The organism is Kribbella sp. NBC_00482 (genome assembly GCF_036013725.1).
Taxonomy (GTDB): Bacteria; Actinomycetota; Actinomycetes; order Propionibacteriales; family Kribbellaceae; genus Kribbella.
Map to the genome: position 1 here is coordinate 2,163,777 of NZ_CP107881.1, position 12,270 is coordinate 2,176,046.

General features: G+C 68.4%; 12 protein-coding genes. 3 read left to right on the forward strand and 9 right to left on the reverse strand.

Annotated elements, in window-relative coordinates; all coding sequences use genetic code 11:
- Positions 1-54: 54 nt before the first annotated feature.
- Complete coding sequence (locus tag OHB24_RS10885) at positions 55-660, reverse strand: TetR/AcrR family transcriptional regulator (RefSeq protein ID WP_327638849.1); 606 nt, start codon at positions 658-660, stop codon at positions 55-57.
- 55 nt (positions 661-715) lie between these two features.
- On the opposite strand from OHB24_RS10885, the gene OHB24_RS10890 reads away from it, so the two are divergent.
- Positions 716-1,315 (forward strand): hypothetical protein, encoded by a 600-nt coding sequence (locus OHB24_RS10890; RefSeq protein ID WP_327638850.1) that lies wholly within the window; start codon positions 716-718, stop codon positions 1,313-1,315.
- Between the two features lie 9 nt (positions 1,316-1,324).
- Here the strand turns inward: OHB24_RS10890 and OHB24_RS10895 are convergent, their stop codons facing one another.
- Genes OHB24_RS10895 through OHB24_RS10915 form a run of 5 tightly spaced genes read right to left on the reverse strand, consistent with a single transcriptional unit; the run spans position 1,325 to position 5,796 of the window.
- Positions 1,325-2,068 (reverse strand): SDR family oxidoreductase, encoded by a 744-nt coding sequence (locus OHB24_RS10895; RefSeq protein ID WP_327638851.1) that lies wholly within the window; start codon positions 2,066-2,068, stop codon positions 1,325-1,327.
- Between the two features lie 8 nt (positions 2,069-2,076).
- Positions 2,077-2,730 (reverse strand): histidine phosphatase family protein, encoded by a 654-nt coding sequence (locus OHB24_RS10900; RefSeq protein WP_327638852.1) that lies wholly within the window; start codon positions 2,728-2,730, stop codon positions 2,077-2,079.
- Positions 2,731-3,780 carry a phosphotransferase family protein gene (locus OHB24_RS10905; protein ID WP_327638853.1) on the reverse strand — a complete coding sequence of 350 codons (1,050 nt, stop codon included), beginning with the start codon at positions 3,778-3,780 and terminating at the stop codon, positions 2,731-2,733.
- Complete coding sequence (locus tag OHB24_RS10910) at positions 3,773-4,558, reverse strand: SDR family NAD(P)-dependent oxidoreductase (RefSeq protein WP_327638854.1); 786 nt, start codon at positions 4,556-4,558, stop codon at positions 3,773-3,775. Before OHB24_RS10910 ends, OHB24_RS10905 begins: the two co-directional genes overlap by 8 nt.
- Positions 4,555-5,796 carry an acyl-CoA dehydrogenase family protein gene (locus OHB24_RS10915; RefSeq protein WP_327638855.1) on the reverse strand — a complete coding sequence of 414 codons (1,242 nt, stop codon included), beginning with the start codon at positions 5,794-5,796 and terminating at the stop codon, positions 4,555-4,557. Before OHB24_RS10915 ends, OHB24_RS10910 begins: the two co-directional genes overlap by 4 nt.
- 57 nt (positions 5,797-5,853) lie before the next feature.
- Between OHB24_RS10915 and OHB24_RS10920 the strand changes: the two genes are divergently transcribed.
- Positions 5,854-6,441: a TetR/AcrR family transcriptional regulator gene (locus OHB24_RS10920; RefSeq protein ID WP_327638856.1), complete on the forward strand. Its 588-nt coding sequence runs from the start codon at positions 5,854-5,856 to the stop codon at positions 6,439-6,441.
- Positions 6,442-6,509: 68 nt separating this feature from the next.
- Here the strand turns inward: OHB24_RS10920 and OHB24_RS10925 are convergent, their stop codons facing one another.
- Together OHB24_RS10925 and OHB24_RS10930 are read right to left on the reverse strand one after the other, a co-directional pair.
- Positions 6,510-7,970: a M81 family metallopeptidase gene (locus OHB24_RS10925; RefSeq protein ID WP_327638857.1), complete on the reverse strand. Its 1,461-nt coding sequence runs from the start codon at positions 7,968-7,970 to the stop codon at positions 6,510-6,512.
- A 42-nt stretch (positions 7,971-8,012) separates the two neighbouring features.
- Complete coding sequence (locus OHB24_RS10930) at positions 8,013-9,032, reverse strand: LacI family DNA-binding transcriptional regulator (protein ID WP_327638858.1); 1,020 nt, start codon at positions 9,030-9,032, stop codon at positions 8,013-8,015.
- 114 nt (positions 9,033-9,146) lie between these two features.
- Between OHB24_RS10930 and OHB24_RS10935 the strand changes: the two genes are divergently transcribed.
- Positions 9,147-11,042 (forward strand): discoidin domain-containing protein, encoded by a 1,896-nt coding sequence (locus OHB24_RS10935; protein WP_327638859.1) that lies wholly within the window; start codon positions 9,147-9,149, stop codon positions 11,040-11,042.
- Here OHB24_RS10935 and OHB24_RS10940 read toward each other — a convergent pair.
- A complete protein-coding gene (locus tag OHB24_RS10940) occupies positions 11,033-12,259 on the reverse strand; it encodes an amidase (RefSeq protein ID WP_327638860.1) in 1,227 nt (408 codons plus the stop codon). The two genes, OHB24_RS10935 and OHB24_RS10940, sit on opposite strands and share 10 nt — an antisense overlap.
- Positions 12,260-12,270: the final 11 nt, after the last annotated feature.

Here is a 12,270-nt window from a genome sequence, read left to right on the forward strand (position 1 = left end):
GCTCGCCGAGGTTGGCGCCTCGCCCTCCAGGACACGCCGTGCCAAGAGCTGGCGTCACCGCGCGTCGGCGCGCCGTTCGAGCCAGGGCAGCGCCAGTTCCAGCGTCAGGTCAACGGCTTCGTCCGTGCTCAGGCCGCGCTCCCGCAGGGCGAAGTACGCCGGCGGCCCGATGACCGACGTGACGACCGCAACCGACCGCTCGTCCGAGGACAGCTCACCCAGCGCGGTCCGCATCAGGCCCTCGACGTCGGCGTAGTACTGATCGACGCCGCCGCCCCATGCACGGATGAGGTCCGGCTCGCGCTCGTACACCCGCCACCACGGCCGGCTCCGCTCGTAGAACGCCGCCAACTCGCGGGCCAGTCGCTCGACGCGTTCGCGAACGGTCGCGAGGCCGTCGAAGATCCCGGCGGCCGGAACCCGGAGCTCGGCGAGCATCTCCGCGAACACCGCCGTGGCCAGATCGTCCGGCTCCGGGAAGTGGTTGCGAACGGTGGCCGGAGCGACGTCTGCCGCCCGGGCGACCGCCAGGTTCGAGGCGCCGGCGACGCCGTGATCCCGGAAGACCTCGAGCGCGGCGGCGACGATCCGCGACCGGGTCTCGGCTTTCGGGGCGGCCCGCCTCCCCAGGTTGTACTGCCGGGTCAACGCCCTCCCCATTCTATTGACTGTTGGTGGCAGTCAAATAATACTCGAATTCAGGGGAGGACGGGACATGAAAGGCACGGGACGACAGCTCACGGGTCTACTGGCCATCGCAACCGGGGCGGTGTCCGCGGGCAGTGCGGCGCTGCTTGCGACGTACTTCAGCGTCGGCGATCCGTTCGGGGAGATCAACGACACCGGCAACGCCCTGACCGGCGTACTGAGCGCTGCTCTCGCGTGGCGGCTTCGGCATCGAATTCGGGGCCGGATCAGCGACCTCGCCGTCGGAGGGGCAGCGCTCGGCGGGGCCCTCACAGTGGTGGGTTCCTGGTTAGTGATGTCCCAGGAGACCGGGTTCTTCCTCGCCGGGCTGGTGTCGAGCCTGGGCTTCGCCGGAATCGGGACGTGGCTGCTGGCTCTGAACCTCAGTGATCCGGCGATGCCCAGGGGACTCCGATCGCTCGGGATTGCCACCGGTGCACTGATGGCCCTCGGCCTCGTCATGGCGCCGGGGATCGTTCTCGGTTTCGACGACATGGGCTCCGCGCCGGCTTGGATCTGGATCGGTCAGCTCGGCTGGTTGGGGACGTACGTCGCCTACCCTGCCTGGGCGATCTGGTTCGGCGTCGTCGAGGTCCGCCGATCCCGGGTGAGCGCTCGCGTGGCGTGACCAGCGCCTTCAGATCATCCGCTTCAGCAGCGGTAGCGGTGCGAACCGCATCACCTGGGCCAGCGGCCACCACGGCCGCGCCGGCACGTACGCCTTCGCCTTCTCCGCGTCGATCGCGGCGACCATCGCGCGCACGCCCGGCTCGGTGTCGACGATGAACGGCGCGTTCTCCACCCGCTCGTTCATCTCGGACCGGATGTAGCCGGGATAGATCGTGCTGACCTTGATCGGCCTGCCCAGCAGCTCCAGCCGCAGACCTTCCCCGAGCGAGGCGAGCCCGGCTTTCGTCGCGGCGTACGTCGTGACCGTCTTGGGGAACCCGCGCAGCGCGGAGATCGAGGCGATCAGCACCAAGTGACCGGCGTTCCGCGCCCGGAACAGCTCCATGGCCGCCTCGGCCTGCGCGAGCGCGCCGACGAAGTTGGTCAGCGCGGTGTCGCGGTTGGCATCGAACCGGCCGGTGCCGAGCGGCGCGCCCTTGCCGAGTCCGGCGTTCACGACGATCCGGTCCAGCGGCAGCTCCGCGTCGATCTCCCGGAACACCTTGAACACCTCGTCGTGGTCCGTCACATCCAGGCTGTGGACAACGATCGTGGCCTGTGGACAACGCTCGGTCAGCTCGGCCTTGAGCGCGTCCAGCCGCTCGGTCCGGCGCGCGGTCAGCGCCAGGTTGTGGCCCTTCGCCGCGAATTGCCGGGCCATCTCGGCACCGAGGCCGGAGCTCGCGCCGGTGATCAGGATGTTCCGCCGCATCAGGAGTCCTATCTGTATGTCAGCAGGTCGGCACCGAGGTGGACGTGCTCGTTGTAGCTCACCACAGTCAGCCCGCTGCGACCGGACACGACCTTGGTGATCGCGGTGTTGATCGTCACCGGGTTAAGCTTCGCCCACAGCCCGTCGCCACCGGACAGCAGCCGGCCCACCACGGCCGCGATCGGCCCGCCGGACGTGAAGACGAGCGCCGTCTCACTCTTCCCGAGCCGCTCGGCAGTCCGTCGTACCGCTGCCTCGGACCTGTCGCAGAACGCCTGGAACGTCTCGGTGTACCCGTCGCCACCGTTGATCCAGCGCTGGGTCGCCGCGGTGAAGACGTCCTGAAAGGCACGCTTCGGGTTCCCGGTGCGGGCAAGGTCGGCCACCATCACCGTGTGCCGCTTGTACGCCGGTTTGTGCGCGACGAGCACTTCCTGGTGGTCGAACTCGTCGAACCCCGGATCCACCTGCGCGGTGAATCCCGCCAGTGATGCCGTCTGCTGGTGCCGGTGCATCGAACCGGACATCACGAGCTCCGGCTGGACCTGTTCGAGTGTCTGACCCAGCCGCGCAGCCTGCTGCTCACCGAACTCCGACAGCTTGTCGTAGTTGCGCGCACCGAACGAAGCCTGCGCGTGCCGAATCAGGTAGATGACAGCCACTCACGCCTGCCGGATGATCTTGCGGCAGCGCCGCTCGAGGAGATTCACCGGCAGCCAGAAGTTCTTGAACCGCGGGTTGCGGGTCTGCTTGTGGTGGTAGCGGTAGTAGATCTGCTGCGCGATCACCGCCAGCCGGAACAGCCCGAACACCTCGTAGAACGCCCAGTTCCGCGCCTCGAGCCCGGACCGCTTCACGTAGTACTCCACGATCTCGTCCCGCGTGATCATGCCGGGCGCATCGGACGGCTGCAGGCGGAAGCGGCGGAACGCCCAATCGTCGTCGGCCTGCACCCAGTACGCGAGCGCACCCCCGAGATCCATCAACGGATCCCCTAGCGTTGCTAGCTCCCAGTCGAGTACGCCGACCACCCGCAGCGGATCGTCCGGCGCCAGTACGACGTTGTCGAGCCGGAAGTCGTTGTGGATAACGCACATGCGTACGTCGTCCGGTTGATGAGCGGCGAGCCACTCCATCACCCGCTCGTAGCTCGGCACGTTCCACGTCTTCGCCTTGCGGTACCGCTCGGACCAGCCGGTGACCTGGCGTTCGACGTACCCCGCACCACGGCCAAGATCCGACAACCCGGCCGCCGCGGGGTCGACGGCGTGCAGCTCGGCGAGCGTGTCGATCAACGTGAAGCCGAGCTGCCGGGTCTGCGTCGGAGTGAGGTCGACGCCCAGCGCGTGATGCCCGGGAATCGTCCCGACGACCCGCTCCATCACGTAGAACTCGGAGCCGATCACCCCATCATCTTTGCAATGGGCAACCATCTCTGGGACGTACCGGAACACCGGCTTGAGGCCTGCCTGGATCCGGTACTCGCGGCCCATGTCGTGCGCGCTCTTCGCCTTCGTTCCTGCCGGCGGGCGACGCAGGATCAGGTCATGGCCTGGATACGTCAACAGATAGGTCAGGTTCGACGCGCCGCCGGTGAACTGCTTGACCTCGGGAAGTGCGTCCGGCAACGAGGTCTGCGCACGGAGCCAGGTGTCGACCGCCGGCACGTCGAACGCGTCCTCCTCGCGGACCGCCCGCGCGCCATCACCCATCCTTGCCCTCGGACCGCTGCCGCGCTCGTGCCGCGATCTTGCGCATCTGCCGGTCGTACAGCGGACGCGCGAACCGCTTGGTCCGGTAGGCGAGCTGGGCCGGCCGGTCGGGGATGATCAGGAACCGCTTCTTCTTGATCCCCTCGATGACCGCGGCCGCGATGTCGTCCGCGGACCGCGGCGACTTCTCGATCAGCTGTCGCGCGGTCGCACCCATCGCGCTGTCGGCGCCGCGGATCGAGTCCGCGAGGTTGGTCCGGAAGAACGACGGGCAGGCCACCGACACGTGCACGCCGAACGGATGCAGTTCGTGCGAGAGCGTCTCGGAGAGCGCGACGACGCCGGCCTTCACCGTGTTGTACGAGCTCATCATCGGCGGGTGGACGAGGCCCGCCGCGGACGCGGTGTTGACGATCTGCCCGGAGCGCTGCCGTTTGAACAGCGGCACGAACGCGCGGCAGCCGCGGACCACGCCCATCAGGTTGATGTCGACGACCCGGTCCCACTCGTCGAGCGTCTCGACGTCGATCCGCCCGCCGGTCGCGATCCCGGCGTTGTTCACCAGGATGTCCAGGCCGTCCCAGTTCTGCTCGCACCACGCGACCGCCGCGTCCCAGTCGTCCGGGCTGCGGACATCGAGCTTCAGGTACGTCGTACCGTCGTCGGGACCGTCCTCGGCCATGTCCGTGCTGAGCACCTGGTGGCCTTCAGCAACGAACCGCGTGGCCAGCGCGGCACCGAGCCCGCTGGCCGCACCGGTGACGAGGACCCGACTCACTTGGCCTCCTGAACGGGTGCGAGGTGCGACGCGAGCTCGATCCTCGCGATCACCCCGCGATGCACCTCGTCGGGCCCGTCGGCCAGCCGCAACGCGCGGGCGCTCGTCCACGCGGCCGCGAGCGGGAAGTCGTCGGACAGGCCACCGCCGCCGTGCAACTGGATCGCCATGTCGATGACGTCCTGCGCCATCCGCGGTACGGCGACCTTGATCTGACTGACCTCGCTCAACGCGCCCGCGAGCCCCTGCGTGTCCAGCAGGTACGCCGTCTGCAGCACGAGCAACCGTGCCTGGTTGATCGCGATCCGCGCGTCCGCGATCCGCTCGCGGTTGCCGCCGAGGTTGACGAGCGGCTTGCCGAACGCGGTCCGGCTGGTGCCGCGCTGCAGGGCCAGCTCGAGTGCCTTCTCGGCCAGGCCGACCAGCCGCATGCAGTGGTGCACGCGACCCGGGCCGAGCCGGCCCTGGGCGATCTCGAACGCCTTGCCCGGTCCGACCAGGATGTTCGCGGCCGGCACCCGGACCTCGGTGAACGACACCTCGCCGTGGCCGTGCGGTTCGTCGTACCTGCTCATCGCGGGGAGCAGGCGCTCGACCTTCACGCCCGGGGTGTCGCGCGGGACGAGGACCATGGTGTGACGCGCGTACCGGTGGGCGTCGGGATCGGTCAGGCCCATGAAGATCAGCAGTTGGCAGTCGGGGTGGCCGACGCCGGTGCTCCACCACTTGCGGCCGTTGATCACGACCTCGTCGCCGTCGAGGACCGCGGTCGCCTGCATGTTGGTGGCGTCGGAGGACGCGACGTCCGGCTCGGTCATGCAGAACGCGGAGCGGATCGTCCCGTCCAGCAAGGGTTCGAGCCAGCGCTTCTTCTGGTCGTCGTTGCCGTACCGGAGCAGGACCTCCATGTTCCCGGTGTCCGGCGCGTTGCAGTTGAAGATGTACGGCGCGATGAACGACCGGCCGGTCAGCTCCGCGATCGGGGCGTAATCGAGGTTGCTGAGGCCCTCGCCGTACTGCTCGTTCCCCGGCTCCGCGGGCGGGAGGAACAGGTTCCACAGGCCTGCGTCACGGGCTTTCGCCTGCAGGTCCTTGATCATCGGCTGCGGCTGCCACGGGTCACCGGCGGTGCGGATCGCAGTGTGCAGTTCTGCCTCGACCGGCTCGATCTCGCTGCGCAGGAAGGTCTCCACGCGCGCGATCAGATCCTGAGCCCGGGCCGAAGGTTCGAACCCCATCAAGACTCCTCCCTCTCGGGTTGACCGTAGCTCAGCGTCTAAGCAATGCTCAATAGCATGGATCACCGACTGTCAGCGGAGGACCGCAAGAAGCAACTGGTCAAAATCGGCCTGATGATGCTTCGCGACAAACCGATCCATGAGTTGTCCATCGACGAGATCGCCGGCGAGGCCGGAATCTCCCGCGGGCTGCTGTTCCACTACTTCCCGAGCAAGCGCGACTACTACCTCGCGGTCATCTCCGCGGCCGGCCGTCGCCTGCTCCGGGTCACGAAACCGGACGAAACGCTGGCGCCGGAGCAGCAGCTCCGCGAGATGCTGGTGCAGTTCGTTGCCTTCATCACGCGTCGGCGTACGGGGTACATCTCGTTCGTCCGCGGCGCCGCCGGCGGCGACGACTTCGCCGTCAAGGTGTACGACGAGACGCGCGCGGGCCTGACGAAGCGCATCCTCACGTACCTGGGCACGCCCGAGGTCGCCGACGAACCCGCGTCCCGCGAGTACCTCCGCATCCACGCGTGGCTCTCGTACACCGAAGACCTCGCCATCGAATGGTCCGGCCTCCCCGAACCCGCCCGCCCCTACACAGCCGACGCCCTCATAGACCACTCAATAGAAGCCCTCCACCTCCTCCGCAAGCTGTAACGCGGTGAGGTTGGGGAGGATTTCTGCCCGATCCGGGTAGGAAATCCTCCCCAACCGCCGGCTCCGGATCAGGCGGAGGGCAGGAGTTCTGGGGTGAGGTTTGGGTCGGCCATGTCCGGGTCGAAGGGGAAGAGGGGGCGGAGTACTCCGTGGTGGCCTAGGCGGAGGAGGTCTTGGTCTACGCCGCCGGGGGTCAGGGCCAGGAGCCAGTCGGCGGCGAGGTTGTAGAGCTCTGGTTCCAGGTAGCCGATCTTGACGATGACCAGGTCGGTGGCCGCGGGGTCGAGGCCGAGGAGGGTGAAGTCGGCGAGGTGGTGGTACGGCTTGCGGCGGCTGGTGAGGATCGAGTGCAGGCCACCGACCTGCACGACCGCGACCGTCCCGCCGACCGGATCCTCGGAGATCGAGAACACTGTGCCGGACAGCTCGACCGGACCGGCGGGGCCGGAGTCGACCTTGCCGCCTGCGGTGACCTCGACCGGATTCCCGACGCCCGCCGCGACGCAGGCGGCGACTGCCTCGGCGTCGGCGATGCTGGCGTGGATCGCGGTGGCCTTGCCGGCGGTCAGTTCCTCGATCGTGAGCAGCTCACCAAGAGTCCAGGACGTGTCGCCGGCACCACCGGCGGTCGGGTTGTCACCCGAGTCGCTGATCAGGAACGGGCGGGCTGTACTCGCAAGCCCAGCGGTGACGCACTCGTGCAGCGTTCCGGTCGGCGCGACGAAGGCGAAGCCGTCGCGGGCGTCCCAGTAGGCCTTGGCCAACTCGGTGGCGCGCTCGGTGATCAGTGCCTGGTCGTCGCCCGTGACAACCACGGCCGCACGACACCGCGGCTCGTCGGCCCACGCGTACCCGACCCAGACAGCGGCATCCAGTACGCCGGGCTCATCCGCGATCTCGCCCACCCGCTGATAGATCGACTTGGCCGGCTCGAGCCGCGTCGACGTCTTCTCGCCCGGCAGCAGCACCGGCACCTGGATCCACGCCTTCCCCGGCTTCCCGAGCCCGGACCGCAGCCGCTCCACAAGATTGCGCAGCGCCCGCTCACGGCTCTCCATCGCGTCCTCGTGCGGCGCCATCCGGTAGCAGGTGATCAGATCGACCGCGGTACCGAGCTCGCGGGACACGTTCCCGTGCAGGTCCATCGACGCCGACACGAGTACGCCGGGACCGAGCACGGACCGGATCCGCGTAGCCAGATCAGCCTCCGCGTCCTGCCGCCCGACGACGCTCATCGCGCCGTGGATGTCGAAGAACAACCCGTCCAACGGGCCGGCGTCCTCGAGGCGCGTGATGATCTCCGCCGACAGCTCGTCGTACACCTCCGGCAGCACCGCACCGCCGGGGAGGGACCGCGCGTGCAGCAGCGGGACCCACTCGATGCCCTGCGCCCAGTCCTTGCCGAGGAACTCGTACCGCTCCATCAGGTGGTCACCGCGCCGTACGTCGAAATCGGCCAGGCCGGCCCGGTGAGGCGAGAACGTGCTGGACTCGATGGCGATCCCGGCAATGCCGATCCGAAGGTTCATGTCTAAAACCTGCCACAACCGAGCCGTTTTGCGCACTGCCTTCTAGTCGATTGCTCGCGGACCGGTCGAATCTCTGACGACGAGCTCTGTTGCCAGCTCGACGTGCAGCGCCTCGACCTCGTGGCGTTCCAGCAGGCGGATCAGCAGGCTGACTGCCATCCGGCCCATCTCCTGCAGCGGCTGGCGGACGGTGGTCAACTGGGGACTGGTCGCGCGCGAGAGGTCGAGGTCGTCGAAGCCGGCGATCGACACATCGGCGGGGACCGAGAGACCGCGTTCGTGAGCGGCCTGCAGCGCCCCGACCGCGGCCTTGTCGTTGAACGCGACCAACGTGGTCGGCCGCGGATCGAGGTCGAGCAGCTCCCCGGCAGCGCGGTAACCATGCACCGTGGTCGGCTGCACATGCCGCACCAGCGACGGATCGGGCAGGATGCCGACGTCCGCGAGCGCAGCCGAGTGACCGCTCAGCCGCGCGTCGGCGGCGAGCCACTCGCGCGGACCGGCGATCACACCGATCCGGGTGTGCCCGAGCCCCGTCAGGTACGCCGTGAGTTGCCGAGCGCCGGAGTGGTGAGCCGCGGACACGGACGGGATGTCGCGAGGCAGCGCCGTCCGCGGATCGACGACAACGAACGGGAAGCGCCGCGAGCTCAGCCGGACCAGGTCCTCGCGCGGCTCGGGCGGAAGGATCAGGATCGCGCCGCCGATCCCGCGGCGAGACGCCAGACTCGCGAGCGCAGGATCCTGCTGCGTGGCCTCGCCGGCGTTGAGAACGACCTGCCGACCGTGGCGGTCCAGCGTCTCGGCGATCGACGACACGATCAGCCCGAAGTAGTCGGTCAGCACGTACGGGCAGCGCACATAGACGGCCCCGTCGACCGGTTTCGCCGTACCGCCGCGGGGTGCCGGCGCGCGTAGTCCGAGCTCTTCGACCGCCTGCTCGACGATCTGCCGCGTCTCAGGCGCCACGCTGCCCTGCTGGTTGAGCACGCGGGACACCGTCGCGATCGACACCCCGGTCGCGGCCGCGACGTCCCGCACGGTGGCTCTACCGCGCGGCACTTGTTACATCCCTTTGTTTCACGCTCAGCACTCTAGCCTCACGCTCCGAGATCTTGACAGCCCCTAGCGCCGAGCGTTCTCTGAGGACGTTTGTTTCATTCAGAGGAGTGTGCGATGAGAACACCCGCCTTCGGCGTCGCTCTTGCTCTCACGGTGGCGTCACTCACCGGACCCGCCCAGGCCCATCCCCCGACGACTCAGGTCAACGTCTGGGTCACCACGCCGGACCGCGCCGAGCTGCTCCACGAGCGCGCGCCGGTCTCCTTCCACGACGGCGCGAGCGATCGGACCACGATCACGGTCGACCCGCGGACGACGTACCAGACCATGGACGGCTTCGGCGCCTCGATCACCGACTCGTCGGCGAGTGTCCTGTACCGCCTCAGCCCGGCCGACCGCGAGCAGACGCTGCGCAAGCTGTTCGACCCGAAGCAGGGCATCGGCGTCAGCTTCCTGCGGCAGCCGGTCGGCTCGTCCGACTTCACCGCCGCGGCCGAGCACTACACGTACGACGACGTACCCGCCGGCCAGACGGACTTCGGGCTGCGGAACTTCAGCATCGCGCACGACGAGCAGCAGGTGCTGCCACTGCTCCGCCGCGCCAAGCAGCTCAACCCGGCGCTCAAGGTGATGGCCACGCCGTGGAGCCCGCCGGCGTGGATGAAGACCGGGGACTCGCTCGTCGGCGGCCGGCTGAAGGACGACCCCAAGGTGTACGACGCGTACGCGCGCTACCTGGTGAAGTTCGTCCAGGCCTACACGCGGGCCGGCGTACCGGTCGACTTCCTCTCGATCCAGAACGAGCCGCAGAACCGCAAGCCGAGCGCGTACCCGGGCACCGACCTGCCCGTCCGTCAGGAAGCAGCAGTGATCACCGCCCTGGGTCCGCTGCTGCAGAAGGTCAGCCCGCGGACGAAGATCCTCGGGTACGACCACAACTGGACCACGCATCCCGGTGACGTCGCCTCCACTCCGCCTGGTGAGGACCCGGAGACCGACTACCCGTACAAACTGCTGCAGACCTCGGCGGCGAAGTGGATCGCGGGTACGGCGTACCACTGCTACTCCGGCGACCCGTCCAAGCAGACCGACCTGCACAAGGCGTTCCCGTCGAAGGGGATCTGGTTCACCGAGTGCTCCGGCTCGCACGGGCCCGACGACACCCCGCCGCAGATCTTCCGCGGCACGCTCACCTGGCACGCGCGCACGTTGATGCTCGGTACGACGCGCAACTGGGCGAAGTCTGTCGTCAACTGGAACATCGCACTCGACTCGACAGGCGGCCCGCACCTCGGCGGCTGCGACACCTGCACCGGCCTGGTCACGCTGCAGCCGGACGGGACGGTGTCGACGGATGCGGAGTACTACACGATCGGTCACCTGTCGAAGTTCGTGAAGCCGGGTGCGGTGCGGATCGGGAGTACGTCGTATGGGACGACCGGATGGAATGGGCAACTGATGTCGGCCGCGTTCCGCAACCCCGACGGTACGACGGCGCTCGTGGTGCACAACGAGAACGACGAGCCGCGGTCGTTCGCGGTGGCGGTCGGCGATCGGTCCTTCGAGTACGAGCTGCCGGGCGGGTCGATCGCGACGTACACCTGGGGACGGACTTCGGCGGACGTGCCGCATGAGCTCTCGGTTCAGAGCGCGACGGCGAGCGTCAATGGAGCCGATGCCGGGTTGCTGATCGACGCGGACGGGTCGACCGTGTGGCAGAGCAAGGCGGCGCAGGCACCCGGTCAGTGGGTGCAGGTGGACCTGGGTAAGGCGCAGACGTTCCGGCAGGTCGCGTTGGACAGCGGCGGGAACCTCGGCGACTACGCGCACGGCCAGTCGGTTGCTGTCAGCAACGACGGGAACCATTGGCGGACGGTCGCCGACGGTACGTCGAACAGCCAGCTGACGACGATCGACCTACCACCGACGCGAGCGCGGTACGTCCGAGTCACGCAGACCGGCACTGCCGGCAACTGGTGGAGCCTGGCCGATGTACGAATCTACCGCTGAGCCTCGATCCAGCACGCGACCGCGGCCGCCTGTTCGTTGCTCGCAGCAATGACCTGGAGACCTACCGGGAGGCCGTCAGCCGGAATCGGCAGGCTGACGGCCGCGTGCCGGGTGAGGTTCGCCAGGCGCGTGTTGTTGAGGAGCTGCCGGCGTACGTCGAGATCGGCCGCGGCCAACGGTGGCGCGGTCGTGAGGACAGTCGGGGTGAGTACGGCGTCGACGTGCTGGAAGACCGCGTCGAGCTCGGCTGTGATCGTCGCGGCGTCTTCCTGTGCTCGTCGATAGTCAGCCGGCTTCACCTCTGCCGCTTCGATCAGACGCTGACGGACGTCGGGTTGGTACCGGTCCTGTGGACGACCGCGGTGGTTGGCTACCGCTTCGGGTCCTTGGAGGTTGGCGGCGGTCGAGAAGCTGTGCGACCAGTCCGGGAGTTGCACGTCGACGGCGTCGAGTCCTGCCAGTGCAGCAGTCCAGGCGCGGCGGGACTCGGGATCGAGCTGTAGGTACTCGGGGTTCGTTGCTACTCCGAGGCGGGGTCTGCGGGTAGTCGCAGGTCCCACGCCTGCCAGCACAGTCAGGGCGTAGGCGGCGTCCGCTGCGGTGCGCGTCAGGACACCTACGTGGTCGAGGCTCTTCGACAACGGGAACACCCGATCGGTCGGCAACGTGTCGTACGACGGTTTGAAGCCGACGACCCCGCACAACGCCGCCGGGATCCGCACCGAGCCCGCCGTGTCCGTGCCGATCGCCAACGGCACCACACCGGCCGCGACGGCCGCAGCCGAGCCCGAGCTCGATCCACCAGTCATGCGCGATGGGTCGTGCGGATTCCGGCACGGTCCGACGCGGTTCGACGTACCCGTGCAGCCGTACGCGAACTCGTGCGTATGGCTCAGCCCGATCACGATCGCTCCGGCCGCACGCAACCGGCGTACGACGTCCGCGTCCTGTTGCCCGACCTCGACCATGGACGCGGACCCGCAGCGGTACGGCAGGCCTTCGACCTCGATGATCTCCTTCACCAGCACGGGTACGCCGGCCAGCGCGCCGGCCCGGTCGTGCGCCGCGGCCGCCTTCCGCGCACCGTCGACGTCCAGGTGCACGATCGCGTTCAGGTCCGCCGCGTCGGCAGCCCGTGTCAGCGCGTCCTCGACCAACAGCACCGGATCCAGTGCGCCGTCCCGTACTCCGGCGGCGATCTCCTCCAACGTCCTCACTCGCACATCAG

Bases quoted from the DNA above. Each gene is read 5' to 3' on its own strand.
- OHB24_RS10890 (WP_327638850.1), top strand. From the start codon at position 716: ATGAAAGGCACGGGACGACAGCTCACGGGTCTACTGGCCATCGCAACC.
- OHB24_RS10895 (WP_327638851.1), bottom strand. From the start codon at position 2,068: ATGCGGCGGAACATCCTGATCACCGGCGCGAGCTCCGGCCTCGGTGCC.
- OHB24_RS10925 (WP_327638857.1), bottom strand. From the start codon at position 7,970: ATGAACCTTCGGATCGGCATTGCCGGGATCGCCATCGAGTCCAGCACG.
- OHB24_RS10885 (WP_327638849.1), bottom strand. From the start codon at position 660: ATGGGGAGGGCGTTGACCCGGCAGTACAACCTGGGGAGGCGGGCCGCC.
- OHB24_RS10915 (WP_327638855.1), bottom strand. From the start codon at position 5,796: ATGGGGTTCGAACCTTCGGCCCGGGCTCAGGATCTGATCGCGCGCGTG.
- OHB24_RS10905 (WP_327638853.1), bottom strand. From the start codon at position 3,780: ATGGGTGATGGCGCGCGGGCGGTCCGCGAGGAGGACGCGTTCGACGTG.
- OHB24_RS10935 (WP_327638859.1), top strand. From the start codon at position 9,147: ATGAGAACACCCGCCTTCGGCGTCGCTCTTGCTCTCACGGTGGCGTCA.
- OHB24_RS10920 (WP_327638856.1), top strand. From the start codon at position 5,854: ATGGATCACCGACTGTCAGCGGAGGACCGCAAGAAGCAACTGGTCAAA.